This is a genomic window from Streptomyces sp. NEAU-W12, assembly GCF_026242095.1.
Taxonomy (GTDB): domain Bacteria; phylum Actinomycetota; class Actinomycetes; order Streptomycetales; family Streptomycetaceae; genus Streptomyces.
This window is the reverse complement of record NZ_JAPJDM010000006.1, coordinates 144,374-165,272: the sequence shown is the minus strand read 5'-3', so window position 1 is coordinate 165,272 and position 20,899 is coordinate 144,374. Positions and strand designations below refer to the sequence as shown.

Here is a 20,899-nt window from a genome sequence, read left to right as displayed (position 1 = left end):
CGCTCACGACTCGATGTCCGCGAAGTGGTCCCAGCCGCCCTGGGCGGTCCAGGGGGCCCCGTCGACCGTCACCTGGGGCAGCGCCGAGGGGTTGAGGACCTCGCCTATCACCTTCCAGCGGGCGGGCAGCTTCACGTCCGGCGGGAAGGTGGCCACGATCGCGTGGTCCTCTCCCCCCGTCAGCACCCACTGCATGGGGTCGACGCCGACGGCCTGCCCGATGTCGTTCATCTGGGAGGGGATGTCGACCGCCCCGGAGCGGATGTCGATGCGGACCTTGCTGGCCTCGGCGATGTGCCCGAGGTCGGCGATCAGTCCGTCGCTCACGTCGCACATCGCGGTCGCGCCCAGCCCGGCCGCCGCGGGGCCCGCGTGGTACGGCGGTTCGGGCCGACGGTGCGCCTCGACGAAGGCACGCGGCGAGCGGAAACCGCGCGAGAGCACCGCGAACCCGGCCGCGGACCAGCCGAGCCAGCCGGTCACCGCGACGAGGTCGCCGGGCTGTGCGCCGCCCCGGGTCACCGGCTCCTGGTTGCGCAGGTCACCGAGCGCGGTGATCGCGACCATGATCGTGTCGCCGCGTACGACGTCTCCGCCGACCACCGCGGCGCCCGCCACCTGGCACTCGTCACGCAGGCCGTCCATCAGCTCGGAGGGCCAGGTCACCGGCAGTTCGGCCGGGACGACCAGCGCGAGCAGCAGCGCGGTCGGCACGGCGCCCATGGCGGCGATGTCCGCGAGGTTCTGCGCGGCGGCCTTGCGGCCGACGTCGTAGGCGGTGGACCAGTCGCGGCGGAAGTGCCTGCCCTCGAGCAGGACGTCACTGCTGGCCACGACCCTGCGGTCGGGTGCGGCGACCACGGCGGCGTCGTCGCCCGGGCCGATCCGGACCGCCGGGGTGGTGGTGAGGCGGGAGGTGAGCTCCCTGATGAGCCCGAACTCCCCGAGCTCACCAACCGTGCCCTTCATGTCCCCAGCTCCCCTTCTGTCCCGGTCCGTTCCCGGGTCCGTTCCCGGTCGCGAGTCGTCTCCGCCCTCGCTACGGTCGAAGTGACCGTCACCTTGTGTCCAGCCCGTGCCCCGGCGCGCGGGATCCGGTCCCCGCAGGTCTCCCCGCGACGAGCGGCAACGCGATACCGTGGCGTTCCCTTCCCCCACATGATCCTCGTGGCCGCTCTGGAGGTTCCGTGGTACAGGCGTACATCCTGATCCAGACCGAGGTCGGCAAGGCGTCGACCGTCGCCGACACGATCGGCAGGATCCCTGGAGTCGTCCAGGCCGAGGACGTGACCGGACCCTATGACGTCATCGTGCGCGCTCAAGCCGACACCGTCGACGACCTGGGTCGCATGGTGGTCGCGAAGGTGCAGCAGGTGGACGGCATCACCCGTACCCTGACCTGCCCGGTCGTCCATTTGTAGCCCCCGTCTACCCTGTGCCGGTGAGCTCCTTCCGTCACCGTCACGCCGTCCTTCCCGCTCTCGCCCTGCTGATCACCGCCGCGGGCTGCTCCTCGGCAGACGACAGCGCGTCGGCGGCGGTTCCCAACCCGGACGCGAAGACCACCCAGCTGTGCCAGGACCTGGACGAGGTCCTGCCGGCGGAGGTGGACGGCGAGAATCGCGACGATCCCGAACCCGCGTCCGCGCTGACCGCGGGCTGGGGCGGCGAGGCGATCATACTGCGGTGCGGTGTCTCGCAACCGCCGAAGATGGTGGATCCCCAAGTGGCGGGCGGCAACGACCCGGAGGCGTTGGCGGGCGGCGTCGACGGTGTCGACTGGCTCATGGAACAGCGGGACGACGGGGCACACCGCTTCACGACCGCGAGCCGTGAGGCCTATGTCGAGGTCAGGGTGACCGACGGACGCGACAGCACGGGCGTACTGATCGATCTCGCCCCCGCCGTCAAGGAGGCGATCCCCGAGGGGATCGCCTCCTAGGGCCGTTCTTCCGACCGCCCGTCCTTCCGACCGCTCGGCCTTCTGGCCGTGCGTCTCAGCGCAGTCCGGTCCGCCGGCGCAGCGCCGCCTGCACCAGTCGGTCCACCAGCTCGGAGTACTCGACGCCGGTGGCCTCCCACATCTTCGGGTACATCGAGATGGGCGTGAAGCCGGGCATCGTGTTGATCTCGTTGATGACGAACCCGCCGTCCCCGGTGAGGAAGAAGTCCGCGCGCACCAGCCCTTCGCAGCCCGCCGCCTCGAACGCCTCCACCGCCAGCCGGCGCACCTCGGCGGTCTCCTCGGCGGTCAGCGGTGCGGGCACCACGCCGGGCGTGGAGTCGATGTACTTGGCCTCGAAGTCGTAGTAGGCGTGTGCGTCGGGCGGCGGGATCTCGGCGGGCACCGAGGCGCGCGGGCCGTCCTCGAACTCCAGCACCCCGCATTCGATCTCGCGGCCGTGCAGCGCGGCCTCCACCAGGATCTTCGGGTCGTGCCGCCGGGCCTCGGCGATCGCCTCGTCCAGACCGGCGAGGCCGTCGACCTTGGTGATGCCGATCGAGGAGCCCGCCCGCGCGGGCTTCACGAACAGCGGCCAGCCGTGCTCCCCGGCGAAGTCGACGATCTTCTTACGGGCGGCGGACTCGTCGTTCTCCCACTCGCGGGGCCGGATCACCACGTACGGGCCGACCTTCAGCCCGAAGGAGGTGAACACCCGCTTCATGTACTCCTTGTCCTGCCCGACGGCGGAGGCGAGCACCCCCGAGCCCACGTAGGGGACACCGGAGAGCTCCAGGAGCCCCTGCAGGGTGCCGTCCTCACCGTAGGGGCCGTGCAGCACGGGGAAGACGACGTCGACCTCGCCGAGCGCCTTCGGGACCGAACCGGGCTCGCTGTAGACGACTTCGCGGTTCGCGGGGTCGAGGGGGAGCACCACCGTGCCCTCGGCCGCGTCGGTGAGCTGGTCCACGCTGGGCTGGCGCCGGTCGACGATGGCCATACGGTCCGGCTCGTCGGCGGTGAGTGCCCAGCGGCCGTCCCGGGTGATACCGATCGGCAGGACGTCGTACTTCGTCCGGTCGATGGCCTTGAGGACGGCGCCGGCGGTGACCACGGAGATCCCGTGTTCGGAGCTGCGCCCGCCGAACACAACGGCCACACGCGGCTTGCGAGGCGGCTGCTCGGGGCTCTGGGGGAGGTTCTGGGTGCTCATATGGCGATGAGAGTACCTGGTGGCCGCACCCCTGATACAGCGCCCACGGTGCGGCAAACGGAGGGCTGCCGCGCGGGACGGTGCCCGCGTCGCTCCCCCGCCGCCGCGTCGTCGCTCAGTGTCGTTCCGGCTTCGCGCTGCGCGACATCAGCTCCTTGAGGGCGACCACCGGGGGCTTGCCCTCGTGCACGATGCCGACGACCGTCTCGGTGAGCGGCATGTCGACGCCGTGCCGACGGGCGAGATCCAGCACCGACTCGCAGGACTTGACGCCCTCGGCGGTCTGCCGGGTGACCGCGACGGTCTCCTGAAGGGTCATGCCCTTGCCGAGGTTGGTGCCGAAGGTGTGGTTGCGCGACAGCGGTGAGGAGCAGGTGGCCACCAGGTCGCCGAGGCCCGCGAGTCCGGCGAAGGTCAGCGGGTCCGCGCCGAGCGCGACCCCGAGCCGGGTGGTCTCGGCGAGCCCGCGGGTGATGAGCGAACCCTTGGCGTTGTCACCGAGCCCCATACCGTCCGCGATGCCGACGGCCAGCCCGATCACGTTCTTCACGGCGCCGCCCAGTTCGCAGCCGACGACGTCGGTGTTGGTGTACGGGCGGAAGTACGGCGTGTGGCAGGCGGCCTGGAGCCGCTGGGCGACGGCCTCGTCGGTGCAGGCGACGACGGTGGCGGCCGGCATCCGGGCGGCGACCTCCCGGGCGAGGTTGGGTCCGGTGACCACGGCGATCCGGTCGGCGCCGACCCCGGCGACGTCCTCGATCACCTCGCTCATCCGCATGGCGGAGCCGAGTTCGACGCCTTTCATCAGCGACACCAGGACCGTGTCCGGGGCGAGCAGCGGCTTCCATTCGGCGAGGTTGTCGCGCAGCGTCTGGGAGGGGATCGTGAGAACGGTGAAGTCGGCGTCGCGCGCGGCCTCGGCGGCGTCCGTGGTGGCCCGCAGGTTCGCCGGGAGTTCGACTCCGGGCAGGTAGTCGGGATTGGTGCGGGTGGAGTTGACCGCGTCGACGAGTCCGGGGCGCCGCGCCCACAGCACCACGTCGCATCCGGCGTCGGCGAGCACCATGCCGAAGGCCGTACCCCACGATCCGGTGCCGAAGACGGCCGCCTTGACCGGCTTGCTCACGTGTTCAGCCCCTCTTCCCGCGCGGTGGCGCGTTCTTTGGGCCACCGCTGTTCGTTCTGCCGTTCCTGGTGCCGGTGTTCCGCCGGTCCGCGCCCGGACGGGCCGGCGTGTCCCTTGCGCCGGGTCTGGGTCCGGGTCTTGCGGCGCTGCTCCACGCGTTCACGCTGCGGATCGTAGGGCTCCCCGGGGGCCTTCTCGCCGCGGATCTCCTCCAGCTGACGGGTCACCGCGGCCATGATGACCTCGGTCGCCTCCCTGAGCAGCTCGGGTGTCATCTCCCGGCCGTAGAAACGGTCCAGGTCCACCGGCGGTCCGGCCAGCACGCGGTGCGTCTTGCGCGGGAGGAGGCGGGGCCGGGAGGCGTACGGCGGCAGCACCTCGTTGGCTCCCCACTGCGCGACCGGGACGACGGGGCACCTGGTCTGCAGGGCGACCCGCGCGGCGCCGGTCTTGCCGGTCATGGGCCAGCCGCCCGGGTCCCGGGTGAGGGTGCCCTCGGGGTAGAAGGCGACGCATTCGCCGCGCTCCACGGCGTCGATCGCGGCCCGGAAGGCGCTGAGCGCGTCCGTGCTCTCGCGATAGACGGGGATCTGCCCGGTGCCGCGCATCATGGCTCCGACGAATCCCCTGCTGAAAAGACCGCTCTTCGCCAGGAATCGCGGAACGCGACCGGTGTTGTACTGAAAGTGCGCGTAGGCGACGGGGTCTATGTGTGAATTGTGATTCACCGCAGTGATAAATCCACCTTGGGCCGGAATGTTCTCCATTCCGCGCCAGTCCCGCTTGAGCAGAACCACCAGCGGAGGTTTGCAGATCACCGCGGCGAAGCGGTACGCGAAGCCGATTCTGCGGCGCGGCACACGGACACCTTCCTCTAAGTCCTGGACCCGGGGGCCGGGCGGGCCGCACAAGTGTCGCCCCGGGCCGCCGGTCTGTCGAGAACACCGTACGCCCCGGCCCCCCGGCCACCGGGTGCCGCGGGGGACAATGCAGACGACAAGAGAGGGACGTAACACGCGTGCAGTGGACCTTGGTGGTACCCCTGAAACCGCTGGCCGAGGCCAAGAGCCGGCTCTCCGACACCGCGGACGACGCCCTGCGTCCGGGGCTCGCGCTCGCCTTCGCACAGGACACCGTGGCGGCCGCCCTGGCCTGCCGCGCGGTGCGGGACGTGGTGGTCGTCACGGACGACGCCCTGGCCGGCCGCGAACTGGCCGCGCTGGGTGCGGGCATCGTCGCCGACGAGCCGGGCAGCGGACTGAACGCGGCCCTCGCCCACGCGGCCGCCACCGTGCGGACCGTGCGGCACGCGGGTCCCGTGGCGGCCCTGAACGCCGATCTCCCGGCGCTGCGCCCGGCCGAACTGGCGCGCGTACTGGAGGGGGCGGCCGCGTTCCCGCGCGCGTTCCTCCCCGATACCGCGGGCACCGGCACCACGCTGCTCGCAGCGGCGGCGACGGAGGAACTGCGGCCGTCCTTCGGCCCCGGTTCCCGGACCCGGCACCGCGCGTGGGGAGCCGTCGAACTGTGCCTCGACGCGGTCGATTCCGTACGGCAGGACGTGGACACGGGGGACGATCTCCGGGCGGCGCTGGCGCTGGGGGTGGGACCCCGCACGGCGGCCGCCACCGCGCGGCTGCTGATCGCGGAGCAGTAGGCTGCGGCCATGCAGGCGACCGCGTACACCTACGATCCCGAGAGCCGAAGCGGCCAGGTGCTGCTGGACGACGGCACTCCGGTGCCCTTCGACGCACCGGCCTTCGACGCCGGAGGCCTGAGGCTGCTGCGTCCGGGGCAGCGCGTGCGCATCGAGTTCCGGGGCGAGGGCGAGGCCCGGCGGATCACCCTGGTGACGCTCCAGACGTTCTGACCACCGTCCACGCCCCGACGACGTTTCGGGTGTGTGCCGGCACACCGCGGGCCGGACTCCGTGACGGAGTCCGGCCCGGCGCGTGAGTACCGTTTCGCCGCCGCTACTTCTTGCGGGCGGTGGTCTTCTTGGCGGTGGTCTTGCGTGCGGTCGACTTCTTGGCGGGCGCCTTCGTGGCCGTCGCCTTCTTCGCCGGGGACTTCTTGGCGGTCGTCTTCTTCGCGGCGGCGGTCTTGGCGGTCGCCGCGGACGCGCCGGTGGTCTTCTTGGCGGCGCTCTTCTTCGCGGTGGTCTTCTTCGCGGCGGCCGTCTTTTCCGCGGCCCGCTTCGCCGTGGCCTTCTTGGCGGCGCTCTTCTTCGCGGCGGCCTTCTTCACCGTCGCGGAAGCCCCGCCGGACAGGCTGCCCTTGGGCGCCTTCTTGACGGCGACCTCGCCACCGCGCGGCAGCTTCTTCGAGCCGCTCACCAGGTCCTTGAAACCCTGGCCCGCACGGAAACGCGGCACCGACGTCTTCTTGACCCGCACCCGCTCACCGGTCTGGGGGTTGCGGGCGTAGCGGGCCGGGCGGTCGACCTTCTCGAACGAACCGAAGCCGGTGACCGAGACCCGGTCACCCGCGACCACGGCACGGACGATGGCGTCCAGGACCGCGTCGACGGCATCGGCGGCCTGCTGCCGGCCGCCCATCTTGTCGGCAATCGCTTCTACGAGCTGCGCCTTGTTCACGTCTTCCCCTTCGGAGACATCGCCCGAACGAATCCGTTCAAGCGTTTTCGCACGTTAGGCAGATATATACCGCAAATCAAACACGAAACGGGCTTATCACCCTTGTGCCGCAATGAGCTCGGCCGCCTCGAGCGGTTCAGCGTTCCTCTTCGGGAAATCGGCCCTCGTCGAGGTCCGCGATGAACCGCTCCAGCCGCTTTGCCGCAGAGGCGAGATCGTGCTTGGCCGCGGCCGTAATGACCAGCAGCTTCCGGGCCAGCGCCATCCGTACGCCCTCCGGTACTTGCAGTGCGCGCACTCTTGTATGCGCTTCTTTGAGCCGGACCGCGACCACCGTGTAGAGCTCGAGTTGGCCGTCGCGTTCCATGCACAGATTGTGCCATCTGGGGCGAGTTGTCGCCTGCGCAGGGGGCAACTGCCACCTCGGACGGCGGTCCGAGCACATTCCGAGGTCACGCGCACGTGACACGTGTACCCCGGCAACCACCTTCATAACGTGGGAAGTTGCCAGGCCTCAAGAGGGCGCGCAGGTCCGAACGGGTGCAGACACGGCCGTACCCCCGATCGGTCCGATCGGGGGTACGGAAGGGGGGTGGGCGTGGCTGAAAGTCGACCTGCCGCCCGGACTGCGCGCTACGGAGGGTCAGGCGCCCTGCGCCGTGAGCGTCCGCGGCTTGAACGACGGGCGCTTCGCCTCGTACGTGGCGATGTCCGCCTCGTTCTGCAGGGTGATGGAAATGTCGTCGAGCCCGTTCAGCAGCCGCCAGCGGGAATTCTCGTCGAGCTCGAAGGCGGCGGCGATCCCCTCGGCGCGCACCTCGCGGGCCTCGAGGTCGACGGTGACCTCGGCCTCGGGGTCCCGCTCGGTGAGCTCCCAGAGCGCGTCCACGATCTTCTGCTCGATGACCACGGTGAGCAGGCCGTTCTTCAGCGAGTTGCCGCGGAAGATGTCGGCGAAGCGGGAGGAGATCACGGTCTTGAAGCCGTGGTTCTGCAGCGCCCAGACGGCGTGCTCACGGGAGGAGCCGGTGCCGAAGTCGGGGCCGGCGACCAGGACCGTGGCGCCCTCGCGCTCGGGGCGGTTGAGCACGAACTCCGGGTCCTTGCGCCAGGCCTCGAACAGCCCGTCCTCGAACCCGTCCCGCGTCACCTTCTTGAGCCAGTGGGCGGGGATGATCTGGTCGGTGTCGACGTTGCTGCGGCGCAGCGGGACGGCCCGGCCGGTGTGCGTGGTGAATGCTTCCATGGCTATCGGACTCCAGCGGGCGTACGGGTGTCGGCGGCGAGGTCGGCCGGGGAGGCCAGGTGGCCGAGGACCGCGGTGGCGGCGGCGACCTGCGGGGACACCAGGTGGGTACGGCCCCCCTTGCCCTGCCGGCCCTCGAAGTTGCGGTTGGAGGTGGACGCGGAGCGCTCACCGGGAGCGAGCTGGTCGGGGTTCATGCCCAGGCACATGGAACAGCCCGCGTGCCGCCACTCGGCGCCGGCCTCCTTGAAGACCACGTCCAGGCCCTCGGAGACGGCCTGCAGACCGACCCGTGCGGAGCCCGGGACGACCAGCATCCGCACCCCGTCGGCGACTTTGCGGCCCTTGACGATGTCCGCGGCGGCGCGCAGGTCCTCGATCCGTCCGTTGGTGCAGGAGCCTACGAAGACGGTGTCGACACTGATGGAGTTCAGGGGCTGACCGGCCTCCAACCCCATGTACTCCAGGGCCTTTTCGGCGGCGAGGCGCTCCGAGGCGTCTTCGTACGAAGCGGGGTCGGGGACCGCCGCCGACAGCGGCGCGCCCTGGCCCGGGTTGGTACCCCAGGTGACGAACGGGGACAGCCGGGAGGCGTCGATGACGACCTCGGCGTCGAACTCGGCGTCGTCGTCGGTGCGCAGCGTCTTCCAGTAGGCGACGGCCGCGTCCCAGTCCTCGCCCCGCGGGGCGTGCGGGCGGCCCTCGAGGTAGGCGAACGTCGTCTCGTCGGGGGCGATCATGCCCGCGCGGGCGCCGGCCTCGATCGACATGTTGCAGATGGTCATGCGGGCCTCCATCGAGAGCTTCTCGATGGCCTCGCCGCGGTACTCCAGGATGTAGCCCTGTCCGCCGCCGGTGCCGATGCGCGCGATGACCGCCAGGATCAGGTCCTTGGCCGTGACGCCGTCGGGCAGTTCGCCGTCGACGGTGATCGCCATGGTCTTCGGGCGGGCCATCGGCAGCGTCTGCGTGGCGAGCACGTGCTCGACCTGGGAGGTCCCGATGCCGAAGGCCAGCCCGCCGAACGCACCGTGCGTCGAGGTGTGCGAGTCCCCGCAGACCACGGTCATGCCGGGCTGGGTCAGGCCCAGCTGGGGTCCGACGACGTGCACGACGCCCTGCTCGACGTCCCCCAGCGAGTGCAGCCGGACGCCGAACTCGGCGCAGTTCGCCCGCAGCGTCTCCAGCTGGACGCGGGAGACCGGGTCGGCGATGGGCTTGTCGATGTCGAGGGTCGGGGTGTTGTGGTCCTCGGTCGCGATGGTGAGGTCGAGGCGGCGCACCGTACGGCCGCTCTTGCGGAGGCCGTCGAAGGCCTGGGGGCTGGTCACCTCGTGCAGCAGGTGCAGATCGATGAAGAGGAGGTCGGGCTCGCCCTCGGCGCGCCGGACGACGTGGTCGTCCCAGACCTTCTCCGCGAGTGTCCTACCCATCGCTTTCCCTCCGGCCGGCAAAGGCGCGCCGGCCCAACTAGAGATCCGTGAGGAGACGGCACCCCACCCCTGGTTCCGGGGCGTCGCCGCCCGGCCCGGTGATTCACGGACCGCGGTGCTGATGAACTGTGTACGTCCAGAGTGGCGCGTCCCACGGAAAATTGAACTTGCGTTTCACAGAGTGAGACGCGAGTATCGTTGCATGGACAACAGTAGCGGCGTCGGCGTTCTGGACAAGGCAGCCCTTGTCCTGAGCGCTCTGGAGTCCGGTCCGGCCACCCTCGCGGGGTTGGTCGGTGCCACCGGACTGGCACGACCCACGGCCCACCGCCTGGCCGTGGCCCTGGAGCACCACCGGCTGGTGGCCCGCGACATGCAGGGCAGGTTCATCCTCGGCCCGCGCATGGCCGAGCTGGCCGCGGCGGCCGGCGAGGACCGGCTGCTCGCCACGGCGGGCCCCGTCCTCACGCACCTGCGCGACATCACCGGCGAGAGCGCCCAGCTCTACCGCCGCCAGGGCGACATGCGCATCTGCGTCGCCGCGGCGGAGCGCCTGTCCGGTCTGCGGGACACGGTCCCGGTGGGCTCCACGCTCACGATGAAGGCCGGTTCCTCCGCGCAGATCCTGATGGCCTGGGAGGAACCGGAGCGCCTGCACCGCGGCCTGCAGGGCGCCCGTTTCACGGCGACGGCCCTGTCGGGTGTCCGGCGGCGCGGCTGGGCGCAGTCGATCGGGGAGCGCGAGCCCGGTGTGGCCTCGGTCTCCGCGCCGGTGCGCGGTCCGTCCAACCGCGTGGTGGCCGCCGTCTCCGTGTCGGGGCCCATCGAGCGCCTGAGCCGCCACCCGGGCCGGATGCACGCCCAGGCCGTCATCGACTCCGCGACCCGCCTCTCCGAGGCGCTGCGCCGCACCTGACCCCGCCCGCCTTCCGGGACCGGCCTGCCCCAACGCCGCGGCAGGCCCTCCCCGGACCCGGGGCATGGACGTACGGACACGAGGAAAGCCCTCCACCGAAGTGGAGGGCTTCCTTCTCTGTACCCCCGACCGGATTCGAACCGGCGCTACCGCCTTGAGAGGGCGGCGTGCTAGGCCGCTACACAACGGGGGCGTGGACACTGCGTTTCCGCAGGTCCGAGCTGGTCTACCTGGACTCGAACCAAGACTAACTGAACCAGAATCAGTCGTGCTGCCAATTACACCATAGACCAATGATGGTTTAGACCAGTTCAGTACCCCCGACCGGATTCGAACCGGCGCTACCGCCTTGAGAGGGCGGCGTGCTAGGCCGCTACACAACGGGGGCCCTAGCGATCCTGCATCGTGAGCAGTGGGAGCTACCCTGCTGCCCTCGCGGGAAGGATCTGTACCCCCGACCGGATTCGAACCGGCGCTACTGCCTTGAGAGGGCAGCGTGCTAGGCCGCTACACAACGGGGGCTCGCGGATGAGATCCGCACGGTGCAGATGAGCTCTGCGAGCTGGCCTACCTGGACTCGAACCAAGACTAACTGAACCAGAATCAGTCGTGCTGCCAATTACACCATAGGCCACTGGAACGCAAGCCCCGGAGGGTTCTTGTTCTAGCTGTGCGCTGGGGGGTTCTGGCCTTCCGGCCCGGACCCCGCGGCGCAGGAAGAACATTACCCGATGCCGGTCGGGGCTCCAAAACGGGTATCCGCGCGCAGGAGTGCGGGGAGTTCACCGAGGGAGACGATCCGGCGCGGCCCCACGGGCGGCTCGGCGGTCGCGTACGCCCCGCCCCGGTCGATCCACACCGACAGCAGCCCGGCCTCCGCGGCGCCCCGCCCGTCGATCTCGGGATGGTCGCCGACGTACGCGACCTGGTCGGGCGGCAGCGCCAGGGCCTCGCAGGCCGCCAGGAACGCGCCGACCTCGGGCTTGGAGACACCCAGCTCGGCGGCGCACAGGATGGCCTCGAAACGGTCGTGGACGCCGAGGGCGCGCAGCTTGGGGTCCTGGACGTGCAGGCTGGAGTTGGACAGCACGGCGTGCCGGTGACTGGCGGCGAGCGCGTCGAGGACCGGCAGGACGTCCGGGAAGAGGGACCAGGCGGACTCGTAGTGCACCAGGTAGCGCCGGAACCAGTCGTCGGCCTCGTCGTCGCTCAGCTCGCGCTCCAGGAAGATCCGGATGCGGTCGCGCCGCTGGGTCTCGAAGTCGACCTCGCCCGCGGCGAACCGGGCCCACTGGAGGTCGGTCACCTCCCGCCAGCGCAGCAGCGCCTCCTCCACGGAGGCGTACCCGGCGAGCAGCTCCTCGGCGAGGAGATGTGCCCGCATGCCTTCACGGTCGGCGGAGGTGTAGTCGAAGAGGGTGTCGTCCACGTCCCAGACAACTGCTCGGATCGCCATGGAAACGACGGTACCGACAACGGGCGAGGGGCGGCACCCCGTACTTCGGGTGCCGCCCCTCGGCCCGGGTGGGACTACGCGGCGAGCTTCGCCAGGGCCGCGTCGATCCTGGCCAGGGTCTGCTCCTTGCCCAGGACCTCGAGGGACTCGAAGAGGGGCAGGCCGACCGTGCGGCCGGTGACGGCGACGCGGACCGGGGCCTGTGCCTTGCCGAGCTTGAGGCCGTGGGCCTCGCCGGCGGCCAGGACGGCCTCCTTCAGGGACTCGGCCGACGTCCAGTCGGCCGCGTCCAGCTTCTCGCGGGCGGTGCGCAGCAGGGCGTCGGAGCCCTCCTTCATCGCCTTGGTCCAGGAGGCCTCGTCGAAGACCGGCTCCGGCAGGAACAGGAAGTCGACGTTGTCGGTGATCTCCGACAGCACCTTCAGGCGGGTCTGCGCGTGCGGCGCGATGGCCTGCCACTTGGCCTCGTCGAAGGCCTCCGGGGCCCAGGGGGCGACGGGGGCCTTCAGCCACGGGCGGCAGCGCTCGGTGAAGTCCTTCACGTCGAGCAGGCGGATGTGGTCGGCGTTGATCGCCTCGCACTTCTTGAGGTCGAAGCGGGCCGGGTTGGGGTTGACGTCGGTGACGTCGAAGGCCGCGACCATCTCCTCGACCGTGAAGACGTCCTGGTCGGCGGAGAGCGACCAGCCGAGCAGGGAGAGGTAGTTGAGCAGGCCCTCGGGGAGGAAGCCGCGCTCGCGGTAGAGGTTGAGCGACGACTGGGGGTCGCGCTTGGAGAGCTTCTTGTTGCCCTCGCCCATGACGTAGGGCAGGTGGCCGAAGGCCGGGGTCCGCTTCGCGATGCCCAGCTCGGTCAGCGCCTTGTACAGGGCGACCTGGCGGGGGGTGGAGGAGAGCAGGTCCTCGCCGCGCAGGACGTGGGTGATCTCCATCAGGGCGTCGTCGACCGGGTTGACCAGGGTGTACAGCGGGGCGCCGTTGGCGCGCACGATGCCGTAGTCCGGGACGTTCTCCGGGGTGAAGGTGAGCTCGCCGCGGACCAGGTCGGTGAAGGTGATCGTCTCGTCGGGCATCCGGAAGCGGACGATCGGCTCGCGGCCCTGGGCCCGGTACTCCTCGACCCGGGCGTCGGTCAGCTCGCGGCAGTGGCCGTCGTACCCGGAGGGCCTGCCCGCGGCGCGGGCGGCCTCGCGGCGGGAGTCCAGCTCCTCCTGGGAGCAGTAGCAGCGGTAGGCGTGGCCGGCGTCCAGGAGCCTGTCGGCGACGTCCCGGTAGATGTCCATGCGCTGCGACTGGCGGTACGGCGCGTGCGGGCCGCCGGCCTCGGGGCCCTCGTCCCAGTCGAAGCCGAGCCAGCGCATCGCGTCGAGGAGCTGGTCGTACGACTCCTCGGAGTCGCGGGCCGCGTCGGTGTCCTCGATGCGGAAGACCAGCGTGCCCTGGTGGTGCTTGGCGAACGCCCAGTTGAACAGGGCGGTGCGGACCAGGCCCACGTGGGGGTTGCCGGTGGGCGACGGACAGAAACGGACGCGAACTGAGGAACCTGCTGCGCTAGCCACGCTTGACAACCTTGTTGGTGAGAGTGCCGATGCCTTCGATGGTGACGGCGACCTCGTCGCCGACGTTGAGGGGGCCGACGCCGGCCGGGGTGCCCGTGAGGATCACGTCGCCGGGGAGCAGCGTCATCGCCTCGGAGATGTGGACGATCAGATCCTCGATGGAGTGGATCATCTCGCTGGTGCGGCCGAGTTGGCGCTGTTCCCCGTTGACCGTGAGCTGCACGGTGAGGTCACCGGCGGCGGCGAGGTCCAGGTCCGTCTCCACCCAGGGGCCGAGCGGGCAGGAGGTGTCGAAGCCCTTGGCGCGCGCCCACTGCTTCTCGCGCCGCTGGACGTCGCGGGCGGTGACGTCGTTGGCGCAGGTGTAGCCGAAGATCACGTCCTTGACGCGCTCGCGCGGGACCTCGCGGCAGAGCCGGCCGATCACCACGGCCAGTTCGGCCTCGTGGTGCACCTCCTGGGAGAAGGAGGGGTACTGGATCTCGTCGCCGGGGCCGATCACCGAGGTGGCGGGCTTGAAGAAGGCGAACGGGGCGTCGGGCGCCTCGCCGCCCATCTCCCTCGCGTGCTCGGCGTAGTTGCGGCCGAAGGCCACCACCTTGTTGGGGAGCACCGGGGGCAGCAGCCTGACCTTGCTCACCGGGACCTTCGTGCCGGAGAGTTCGAAGTCCGTGAACGGGATGCCCTTGATGATGTCCAGGACGAGCTCGTCCTGCTGGTCGCCCTCGACCGCGCCGAAGGCGACGTTCCCGTCGATGGAGAATCTGGCGATGCGCACGGGATGCTTGGCCCCTTGACCTTGACTGAGCTGGCTGGAGTCTGACGCTCCAGGCTAACGCGGCAGGGGGCGCGCGCCTCGCGCATCGCCCCGTGCACAGCACGGAGCGGCGCCCCCTGGGGAGGGGACGCCGCGGGACCGTTCCGGCCGCTCGGACTGCCTCCGGGGCCTTTGAGCATTTCGGGGCCGGTGCCCGTACCGGTCGGTGCCGGTAAGGAAAGGGGGACTAGCTCGCGGCGCCGGCCGCGGTCGGCATCTCCATGAGGACGGTGCGCCTGGGATTGGCGGTCTGGGCCGGGAGCTCGACGGTGTGCTCCTGCTGGACCGGTGTCTGCAGTTCGGCGGTGCCGTCGAGGTGGGCCAGCGTCGTGCGCCGCGGGTTGGCGATCTTGTGGAACATCGTCGTCTTCACTGTTTGCTCGACCCTGTCCTGTTCACGGGCGTCCGACGGGGTCCGAGGACCGCCCCCTCGGGCGCGGGTTGTCTGTTGTGTCGTCTCTGTAAAGCGTCAGGCTAAACACGCGTTTCCCACCGACCGCCGTGGGGGACCGTCATATGCGTGTGAGTTTGCTCACGAATCGAGGGGCAAATCGCACAATCCGGGCCGCCTCCCCCTGTGAGCGAAACGGACATTGGGCAACTGAAGCAGCCATTCCGCTCCTGATCATCGCGACTGGGACACCGGGTCGACCCCGGATCCACTCAGCGCAATCACCCCTGTTGACCCCCTTTGCCCTGGATCACTTTCCACGTGCGGTGATCCCTCCTTCACCCCCTGTCATGTAAGTCACCGCATACCCCGTGGGCCTTGTTGGGAGATCCCGCACTGTGCTGGAATTCCAGCGACCGCCGCAGATTCCGATCCGGCGCACAGGGGGCGCACGAACGCGCCGTCGTGGCGGTGAGCAAGGGGGGAACCCGCGCCGGTCACTCACGACCGCCACGGGGGCGTATTCAGGGCGCCCCTATGACGCCGACACCGTGTCCCGCCGTTCACGCGGAGGGGCGCCTGGTCCAGAGGTTGCGACGCTAGTGCAGGGACGTTTCAAGAGGGATGGCAGCGCTTCGGCGGAGCCGGAGCACGGCGGGAATGGCCCCATGGCCGTCGGCTCCTCGCCCCAGCACGCCCAGAACCACGCCCAGAACCAGGGCCCGGCCGTGAACGGTGAAGGCGGCGACCGTCCCGGCGCCAAGCCCGCGGGAGCGGAGGGTGCTCCCCCGGCCCCGTCGAAGCCTCCGAAGAACCCCACCGGCCCGGGGCCGCGCATAGCCCTGCGCAACTGGCGGATCTCCACCCGACTGGTGTCGCTGCTCGCGCTCCCGGTGGTCGCGGCCACCTCGCTGGGCGCCCTGCGTATCAACCAGTCGATGGACGACATCCAGCAGCTCGACAACATGAAGCTGCTGACCGACATGACCCAGCAGGCCACCGAGCTCGCCGCCGCGCTCCAGGAGGAGCGCGACCAGTCGGCCGGCCCGCTGGCGCACGGCGGCAAGGCCACCGACTTCGGGGTCAAGGGCCACCGCGAGAAGACCGACCGCGCCCGGAAGAACTTCCTCGACAGTTCCGAGGAAATCAACAACGCCAGCCGGGAGGGCAATCTCACCGGTGTCCGCGACAACCTTGTCCAGCTCGCCGGCGACCTGGGCGACCTGGAGAAGATCCGCAACACGGCCTACGTGGCGGAGGGCAACTCCACCCAGACCGTCGAGGCGTACCACCGCCTGATCGAGAACCTGATCGGCCTCTCCCAGGACATGGCCGAGGCGACCAGCAACTCCGAGATGATCCAGCGCACACGCGCCCTGGGGGCCTTCTCCGCCGCCAAGGAGTACGCGTCGATCCAGCGCGCGGTCCTCGCGGCGGCCCTGCCCGCCAACAACACCAGCTTCGGCGACCTCGCCGAGAACGACCGGCTCTACGCCGAGTCGGCGCTGGAGAGCCAGAAGTCCGAGGTGCGCAGCTTCAAGAGCATCTACGGCGAGGACCCGGCCACCGAGCTGCTGCTGCCCATCGAGGACGGCAACGCCACCATCCAGGCCACCGACAAGTACGCGAGCCGGGCCCTGGTGTCGGCCGGCGGCCTGGAGTCGATGGACAAGCGGTCCTACCGGGACTGGCTGGACGACAGCTCCACCAAGCTCCAGCAGATGAAGAACGTCGAGCACACGCTGCTCGAGGAGATGGAACAGAAGGCCCGTGAGCTGCGCAGTGCCACCGAGCGCGACGCGATCATCTCCGGTGCGCTGATCCTGATCGTGCTCGGCGTCTCGCTGGTCGGCGCCTTCGTCGTGGCCCGCTCCATGATCCGCTCGCTGCGCCGCCTCGAGGACACCGCGACCAAGGTCGCCCAGGAACGTCTGCCCGAGCTGGTCAAGCAGCTGTCCGAGGCCGACCCGCAGGACGTCGACACGTCCGTGGAGTCGGTCGGTGTGCACTCCCGGGACGAGATCGGCCGTGTGGCCGCGGCCTTCGACGACGTGCACCGCGAGGCGGTCCGCCTCGCCGCCGAGCAGGCCCTGCTGCGGGGCAACGTCAACGCGATGTTCACCAACCTCTCGCGCCGCTCCCAGGGTCTGATCCAGCGCCAGCTGTCGCTGATCTCCGAGCTGGAGTCCCGCGAGGCCGACCCGGACCAGCTGTCCTCGCTGTTCAAACTGGACCACCTCGCCACCCGTATGCGCCGCAACGGCGAGAACCTGCTGGTCCTCGCGGGTGAGGAGCCCGGACGGCGGTGGACCCGCCCGGTCCCGCTGGTCGACGTGCTCCGTGCCGCCGCCTCCGAGGTGGAGCAGTACGAGCGCATCGAGCTGGCCTCCGTGCCGGGCACCGAGGTGGCCGGCCGGGTCGTCAACGACCTCGTCCACCTGCTCGCCGAGCTGCTGGAGAACGCGACGTCGTTCTCCTCCCCGCAGACCAAGGTCAAGGTCACCGGGCACGCGCTGCCCGACGGCCGGGTGCTGATCGAGATCCACGACACCGGTATCGGCCTGTCGCCGGAGGACCTGGCGGCGATCAACGAGCGGCTCGCCTCGCCGCCCACCGTGGACGTCTCCGTCTCCCGCCGCATGGGTCTGTTCGTGGTCGGCCGGCTGTCGCAGCGGCACGGCATCCGCATCCAGCTCCGCCCGTCCGACTCCGGTGGTACGACCGCGCTGGTCATGCTGCCCGTGGATGTCGCCCAGGGTGGCAAGAAGCCCCAGGGCAAGCCCGGTCAGCCGGGTGGCGGCGGTCCCGCGGCCGCACAGGCCGCGGCCGGTGCCGCGGCGGCCCGCCGGGCCGCCGGCGCCGGTCAGTCCGGCGGCGGCGCCCTCGGTGCCGGTCAGTCCGGCGGTGGTCTGCTCGGCGCGGGCCAGGGTCCGCGGGCCGCGCTGCCCGGACGGGACGGCCAGGGCCGGCCGGGTGCCCCGGGAGGGGCGCGTGGCCAGCAGGGCAGGTCGTCCGCTCCGTCGCTGTTCGAGCAGGGCGGCGCTCCGTCGCAGGGCCGTCCGGCCCCGGCCGGCGCGGGTGCCGGCTACGGCGGCCAGGCTCCGGGTGCCCCGCAGGGGATGCAGTCCCCGGGTCAGGGCGGTGCACAGGGCCAGGACCTGTTCGGTGGCGGCCGGGGCGACGTGCCCCAGCAGCGGGGCAACGGCAACGCCGAGCGCGGCCGTCGTCCGCAGCTGCCCCCGCGCGACAACGGTCCGCGCGCCGAGCTGCCCGGCGACCAGCAGCCGCGGGTGCCGAGCTGGAGCGACGAGAACGCCCAGCCGCCGGTGCCCCGGGCACCGCTGGACGCCCCGCGCGGCCACGACGAGCCGGACGCCGCCCGGACGAACGCCATGCCGCGGTTCGACGACCAGCACGGTGTCGGCGCGACGGCCGAGATGCCCCGGTTCGACGACCGGCAGGGCTCCGGCGCTCCCCGTCACGGCGCTCCCGGTGGCGACGCCCCGCAGCACGCCGGCCAGTACGGCCGGCCCGGTGCGGACGGCGACCAGGACCCGGGCCAGTTCGTCCGCGGTGACCTCTACGGCGCCCCGGCGGACCGCTACAACGGACAACAGGGCAACGGTCAGAACCCCTCCCACACCGGCCAGTTCCCGGGCCAGCAGGGCTATGACACCGGGGCCTACGGCAGCGGCTCGTACGACGACGGTTCCACCGGTCAGTACCCGGCCCAGCAGGGCCAGGGCGACGGCGCTCCCACGCGGTACCCCGCTCCGGAGCGCCCGAACCTCGCGGACCCGGCCTCCACCGGCCAGTTCGAGCGTCCCCAGATGAACGGGACGCAGGAGGGCGACCACGGCAGCCGGCGTCCTGCGGCCCCGCAGCAGCGTCCGGACCGTCCCCAGCTGGAACAGGGAGCTGCCCCGCAGCGGCCCGACAACGGCCGTGGGCAGAGCGACGCCTGGGCACTGCCGCCGGCGTCCGGTCCCGGCGACGGGCGCACCCCGCTGTACGACACCCTGGAGACCAACTGGTTCCACGGTGCCCGGGAGGAGGAGCAGGGCAATCCCCCGGCTCCGGCCCAGCAGCAGCCGCAACAGCAGCAGCCGCAACAGCAGTCACCGCAGCCGCCGCAGGGGCCCACCGGCCCGCAGCGGTCCGCTGCCACCACCTGGCGCAGCTCGCCCAACGACGAGCTGGTCCGGCAGGCCGAACGCGTCCGGCAGCCGGCCGCGGGCGGCGTCACCACCTCAGGCCTGCCACGCCGGGTGCCCAAGGCGAACCTCGTCCCGGGCACGGCTCAGCAGCAGTCCCACCAGAGCGGTCCGCAGGTCTCCCGTGCGCCCGATGACGTGCGCGGCCGGCTGACCAATCTCCGTCGAGGTATCGCACAGGGTCGTCAGGCCGGTTCGTCCACCCAGACCGGCAGCTTCCCCCGACCCACTCACCAGCAGGAGCGTTAGTTGAGCCCGATGAGCCAGGCGGCACAGAACCTCAACTGGTTGATCACCAACTTCGTGGACAACACCCCCGGGGTGTCCCACACCGTCGTCGTGTCCGCCGACGGACTCCTTCTGGCGATGTCCGAAGGATTTCCCCGCGACCGCGCGGACCAGCTCGCGGCCGTGGCATCGGGACTGACGTCCCTGACCGCCGGCGCCTCCCGTATCTTCGAAGGCGGCGACGTCGCACAGACGGTCGTCGAGATGGAGCGGGGTTTCCTCTTCCTCATGTCCGTCTCGGACGGTTCGTCCCTGGCCGTCCTGGCTCACCCCGAGTGCGACATCGGCCTCGTCGGCTACGAGATGGCACTCCTGGTCGACCGTGCGGGAGCGGTCCTCACCCCGGACCTGCGGGCTGAGCTACAGGGAAGTCTGCTCCACTGATCGGCCCCGGCACCACCCGTCTCACCAAATCACCGTCCGGCCGCCACATTCCCCCCACCGGCCCCGTCAGACGGCTTGACCGACCGACTTGCTGTCCCGCCCGGAGGATCCATGACCCCGCCCACCGCCTCTCATGATCCGTACGCGGAGCCGTACGAGGACGAGGGCGACCAGCCACTGGTCCGTCCCTATGCGATGACCGGTGGCCGGACCAGGCCGCGCTATCAGCTCGCCATCGAGGCACTGATCAGTACGACGGCCGATCCGGCAGCGCTCATGGGGCTCCTCCCGGAGCACCAGCGCATCTGCCATCTGACCCGTGAGGTGAAGTCGGTCGCCGAGGTCTCGGCGCTCCTGAACATGCCGTTGGGCGTGGCCCGGATCCTGGTGGCGGACCTCGCGGAGGCGGGTCTCGTCGCCATCCACCAGCCGGGCGGCGACGAGACCACCGGCGCACCGGACGTGACACTGCTCGAAAGGGTGCTCAGTGGACTTCGCAAGCTCTAGCGGCGGGACGGTCTCCGAAAGCCGTTCCACCACCTCCGCGAAGATCGTGGTGGCGGGTGGCTTCGGCGTGGGCAAGACCACGTTCGTCGGCGCCGTCTCGGAGATCAACCCGCTGCGTACCGAGGCCGTGATGACCTCCGCTTCAGCGGGCATCGACGACCTCACGCACACCGGAGGCAAGACCACCACGACGGTGGCCATGGACTTCGGCCGTATCACTCTGGACCAGGACCTGATCCTGTACCTCTTCGGTACACCCGGCCAGGACCGCTTCTGGTTCATGTGGGACGACCTGGTGCGCGGCGCGATCGGCGCGGTCGTCCTGGTGGACACCCGCCGGCTGGCCGACTGCTTCCCGGCCGTCGACTACTTCGAGAACAGTGGACTTCCGTTCGTCGTCGCGCTCAACGGCTTCGACGGACAGCAGCCCTACCAGCCGGAAGAGGTGCGCGAGGCCCTGCAGATCGGGCCCGACACCCCGATCATCACCACCGACGCCCGGCACCGCTCGGACGCCAAGAGCGCGCTGATCACCCTGGTCGAGCACGCCCTCATGGCGCGCCTGCGGTAGCGCGGCGGCGACCGCATACGGCAGTTGCCGTAGATACGCCGGAGCCGGCTGTGTCCTTGGACACGGCCGGCCCCGGTGTTCATAACGTTTCGGGAGAGGAATCGACCAGGGCCGCCACGCGACGCGTTCGATCCGTACCGCTGCGCGCACGACCGCCCCGTCATTTGACGGGGCTCACTCTTTTTGACCGTTTTATCTGCGGTTTACATCACGCCGGAACCTTCCCTTCCGTTGTTTGG

At 70.6% G+C, this 20,899-nt stretch carries 21 protein-coding genes and 5 tRNA genes; 9 read left to right on the top strand and 17 right to left on the bottom strand.

Features of this window, described 5'->3' with window-relative positions; translation table 11 throughout:
• Positions 1 to 3: 3 nt before the first annotated feature.
• Positions 4 to 969: a thiamine-phosphate kinase gene (locus ORI94_RS09745; protein ID WP_266074007.1), complete on the bottom strand. Its 966-nt coding sequence runs from the start codon at positions 967 to 969 to the stop codon at positions 4 to 6.
• A 218-nt stretch (positions 970 to 1,187) separates the two neighbouring features.
• Here ORI94_RS09745 and ORI94_RS09740 point away from each other — a divergent pair, with 218 nt between their 5' ends.
• Positions 1,188 to 1,421 carry an Lrp/AsnC family transcriptional regulator gene (locus tag ORI94_RS09740; RefSeq protein WP_042168027.1) on the top strand — a complete coding sequence of 78 codons (234 nt, stop codon included), beginning with the start codon at positions 1,188 to 1,190 and terminating at the stop codon, positions 1,419 to 1,421.
• 20 nt (positions 1,422 to 1,441) lie between these two features.
• Entirely contained in the window at positions 1,442 to 1,942 is a 501-nt protein-coding gene (locus tag ORI94_RS09735; protein ID WP_266074006.1) for a DUF3515 domain-containing protein, read from the top strand.
• Between the two features lie 55 nt (positions 1,943 to 1,997).
• Here the strand turns inward: ORI94_RS09735 and ORI94_RS09730 are convergent, their stop codons facing one another.
• The 3 genes from ORI94_RS09730 to ORI94_RS09720 all read right to left on the bottom strand — a co-directional run bounded on the left by ORI94_RS09730 (position 1,998) and on the right by ORI94_RS09720 (position 5,141).
• Entirely contained in the window at positions 1,998 to 3,155 is a 1,158-nt protein-coding gene (locus tag ORI94_RS09730; protein ID WP_266074005.1) for a D-alanine--D-alanine ligase family protein, read from the bottom strand.
• A 115-nt stretch (positions 3,156 to 3,270) separates the two neighbouring features.
• Positions 3,271 to 4,281 carry an NAD(P)H-dependent glycerol-3-phosphate dehydrogenase gene (locus ORI94_RS09725; protein ID WP_042168021.1) on the bottom strand — a complete coding sequence of 337 codons (1,011 nt, stop codon included), beginning with the start codon at positions 4,279 to 4,281 and terminating at the stop codon, positions 3,271 to 3,273.
• Positions 4,278 to 5,141, bottom strand: a complete 864-nt coding sequence (locus tag ORI94_RS09720; RefSeq protein WP_266074003.1) for a lysophospholipid acyltransferase family protein — start codon at positions 5,139 to 5,141, stop codon at positions 4,278 to 4,280. Before ORI94_RS09720 ends, ORI94_RS09725 begins: the two co-directional genes overlap by 4 nt.
• A 158-nt stretch (positions 5,142 to 5,299) precedes the next feature.
• Here ORI94_RS09720 and cofC point away from each other — a divergent pair, with 158 nt between their 5' ends.
• Together cofC and ORI94_RS09710 are read left to right on the top strand one after the other, a co-directional pair.
• Positions 5,300 to 5,938, top strand: coding sequence for a 2-phospho-L-lactate guanylyltransferase (gene cofC / locus ORI94_RS09715; RefSeq protein WP_266074002.1), 639 nt, complete (start codon positions 5,300 to 5,302; stop codon positions 5,936 to 5,938).
• A 9-nt stretch (positions 5,939 to 5,947) separates the two neighbouring features.
• Positions 5,948 to 6,151 carry a hypothetical protein gene (locus ORI94_RS09710; protein ID WP_042168011.1) on the top strand — a complete coding sequence of 68 codons (204 nt, stop codon included), beginning with the start codon at positions 5,948 to 5,950 and terminating at the stop codon, positions 6,149 to 6,151.
• 103 nt (positions 6,152 to 6,254) lie between these two features.
• On the opposite strand, the gene ORI94_RS09705 is transcribed toward ORI94_RS09710, so the two are convergent.
• From ORI94_RS09705 to leuC, 4 genes are all read right to left on the bottom strand, one after another.
• The gene (locus ORI94_RS09705; protein ID WP_266074001.1) at positions 6,255 to 6,878 is read right to left on the bottom strand and encodes an HU family DNA-binding protein; all 624 of its coding nucleotides are present in this window, start codon (positions 6,876 to 6,878) and stop codon (positions 6,255 to 6,257) included.
• 136 nt (positions 6,879 to 7,014) lie between these two features.
• Positions 7,015 to 7,245: a hypothetical protein gene (locus ORI94_RS09700; RefSeq protein WP_266074000.1), complete on the bottom strand. Its 231-nt coding sequence runs from the start codon at positions 7,243 to 7,245 to the stop codon at positions 7,015 to 7,017.
• A 276-nt stretch (positions 7,246 to 7,521) separates the two neighbouring features.
• Complete coding sequence (gene leuD / locus ORI94_RS09695; protein WP_266073998.1) at positions 7,522 to 8,124, bottom strand: 3-isopropylmalate dehydratase small subunit; 603 nt, start codon at positions 8,122 to 8,124, stop codon at positions 7,522 to 7,524.
• A gap of 2 nt (positions 8,125 to 8,126) precedes the next feature.
• On the bottom strand, positions 8,127 to 9,557 hold the full coding sequence (leuC, locus tag ORI94_RS09690; protein WP_266073997.1) for a 3-isopropylmalate dehydratase large subunit: 1,431 nt from the start codon (positions 9,555 to 9,557) through the stop codon (positions 8,127 to 8,129).
• 202 nt (positions 9,558 to 9,759) lie between these two features.
• On the opposite strand from leuC, the gene ndgR reads away from it, so the two are divergent.
• Positions 9,760 to 10,473 (top strand): IclR family transcriptional regulator NdgR, encoded by a 714-nt coding sequence (gene ndgR, locus ORI94_RS09685; RefSeq protein WP_042168001.1) that lies wholly within the window; start codon positions 9,760 to 9,762, stop codon positions 10,471 to 10,473.
• Positions 10,474 to 10,593: 120 nt separating this feature from the next.
• On the opposite strand, the gene ORI94_RS09680 is transcribed toward ndgR, so the two are convergent.
• From ORI94_RS09680 to ORI94_RS09640, 9 genes are all read right to left on the bottom strand, one after another.
• Positions 10,594 to 10,666: transfer RNA gene (locus ORI94_RS09680), tRNA-Glu, on the bottom strand.
• Positions 10,667 to 10,694: 28 nt separating this feature from the next.
• Positions 10,695 to 10,766 (bottom strand) — tRNA-Gln (locus tag ORI94_RS09675).
• Between the two features lie 22 nt (positions 10,767 to 10,788).
• Positions 10,789 to 10,861 (bottom strand) — tRNA-Glu (locus ORI94_RS09670).
• A gap of 61 nt (positions 10,862 to 10,922) precedes the next feature.
• Positions 10,923 to 10,995: transfer RNA gene (locus ORI94_RS09665), tRNA-Glu, on the bottom strand.
• Positions 10,996 to 11,035: 40 nt separating this feature from the next.
• Positions 11,036 to 11,107: transfer RNA gene (locus ORI94_RS09660), tRNA-Gln, on the bottom strand.
• 90 nt (positions 11,108 to 11,197) lie between these two features.
• A complete protein-coding gene (locus ORI94_RS09655; RefSeq protein ID WP_266073995.1) occupies positions 11,198 to 11,929 on the bottom strand; it encodes an HAD family hydrolase in 732 nt (243 codons plus the stop codon).
• A gap of 74 nt (positions 11,930 to 12,003) precedes the next feature.
• Positions 12,004 to 13,488, bottom strand: a complete 1,485-nt coding sequence (gene gltX / locus ORI94_RS09650; protein WP_266073993.1) for a glutamate--tRNA ligase — start codon at positions 13,486 to 13,488, stop codon at positions 12,004 to 12,006.
• Positions 13,481 to 14,266: a fumarylacetoacetate hydrolase family protein gene (locus tag ORI94_RS09645; RefSeq protein WP_266073992.1), complete on the bottom strand. Its 786-nt coding sequence runs from the start codon at positions 14,264 to 14,266 to the stop codon at positions 13,481 to 13,483. Before ORI94_RS09645 ends, gltX begins: the two co-directional genes overlap by 8 nt.
• Before the next feature lie 226 nt (positions 14,267 to 14,492).
• Positions 14,493 to 14,678, bottom strand: coding sequence for a hypothetical protein (locus tag ORI94_RS09640; protein ID WP_266074155.1), 186 nt, complete (start codon positions 14,676 to 14,678; stop codon positions 14,493 to 14,495).
• Between the two features lie 620 nt (positions 14,679 to 15,298).
• Here ORI94_RS09640 and ORI94_RS09635 point away from each other — a divergent pair.
• The 4 genes from ORI94_RS09635 to ORI94_RS09620 all read left to right on the top strand — a co-directional run bounded on the left by ORI94_RS09635 (position 15,299) and on the right by ORI94_RS09620 (position 20,660).
• The gene (locus tag ORI94_RS09635; protein ID WP_266073991.1) at positions 15,299 to 19,159 is read left to right on the top strand and encodes a nitrate- and nitrite sensing domain-containing protein; all 3,861 of its coding nucleotides are present in this window, start codon (positions 15,299 to 15,301) and stop codon (positions 19,157 to 19,159) included.
• A gap of 9 nt (positions 19,160 to 19,168) precedes the next feature.
• Positions 19,169 to 19,582 (top strand): roadblock/LC7 domain-containing protein, encoded by a 414-nt coding sequence (locus tag ORI94_RS09630; RefSeq protein ID WP_005479910.1) that lies wholly within the window; start codon positions 19,169 to 19,171, stop codon positions 19,580 to 19,582.
• Between the two features lie 111 nt (positions 19,583 to 19,693).
• Entirely contained in the window at positions 19,694 to 20,089 is a 396-nt protein-coding gene (locus tag ORI94_RS09625) for a DUF742 domain-containing protein (protein ID WP_042167979.1), read from the top strand.
• Complete coding sequence (locus tag ORI94_RS09620; RefSeq protein WP_266073989.1) at positions 20,070 to 20,660, top strand: GTP-binding protein; 591 nt, start codon at positions 20,070 to 20,072, stop codon at positions 20,658 to 20,660. The genes ORI94_RS09625 and ORI94_RS09620 overlap by 20 nt, the downstream gene beginning before the upstream one ends.
• The last annotated feature ends 239 nt before the right edge of the window (positions 20,661 to 20,899 follow it).

What these genes read in the sequence shown, in the direction of transcription:
- ORI94_RS09745 (WP_266074007.1), bottom strand. Translation starts at nt 969, where the DNA reads ATGAAGGGCACGGTTGGTGAGCTCGGGGAGTTCGGGCTCATCAGGGAG.
- ORI94_RS09730 (WP_266074005.1), bottom strand. Translation starts at nt 3,155, where the DNA reads ATGAGCACCCAGAACCTCCCCCAGAGCCCCGAGCAGCCGCCTCGCAAG.
- ORI94_RS09710 (WP_042168011.1), top strand. Translation starts at nt 5,948, where the DNA reads ATGCAGGCGACCGCGTACACCTACGATCCCGAGAGCCGAAGCGGCCAG.
- ORI94_RS09700 (WP_266074000.1), bottom strand. Translation starts at nt 7,245, where the DNA reads ATGGAACGCGACGGCCAACTCGAGCTCTACACGGTGGTCGCGGTCCGG.
- leuD (WP_266073998.1), bottom strand. Translation starts at nt 8,124, where the DNA reads ATGGAAGCATTCACCACGCACACCGGCCGGGCCGTCCCGCTGCGCCGC.
- leuC (WP_266073997.1), bottom strand. Translation starts at nt 9,557, where the DNA reads ATGGGTAGGACACTCGCGGAGAAGGTCTGGGACGACCACGTCGTCCGG.
- ndgR (WP_042168001.1), top strand. Translation starts at nt 9,760, where the DNA reads ATGGACAACAGTAGCGGCGTCGGCGTTCTGGACAAGGCAGCCCTTGTC.
- ORI94_RS09655 (WP_266073995.1), bottom strand. Translation starts at nt 11,929, where the DNA reads ATGGCGATCCGAGCAGTTGTCTGGGACGTGGACGACACCCTCTTCGAC.
- ORI94_RS09630 (WP_005479910.1), top strand. Translation starts at nt 19,169, where the DNA reads ATGAGCCAGGCGGCACAGAACCTCAACTGGTTGATCACCAACTTCGTG.
- ORI94_RS09625 (WP_042167979.1), top strand. Translation starts at nt 19,694, where the DNA reads ATGACCCCGCCCACCGCCTCTCATGATCCGTACGCGGAGCCGTACGAG.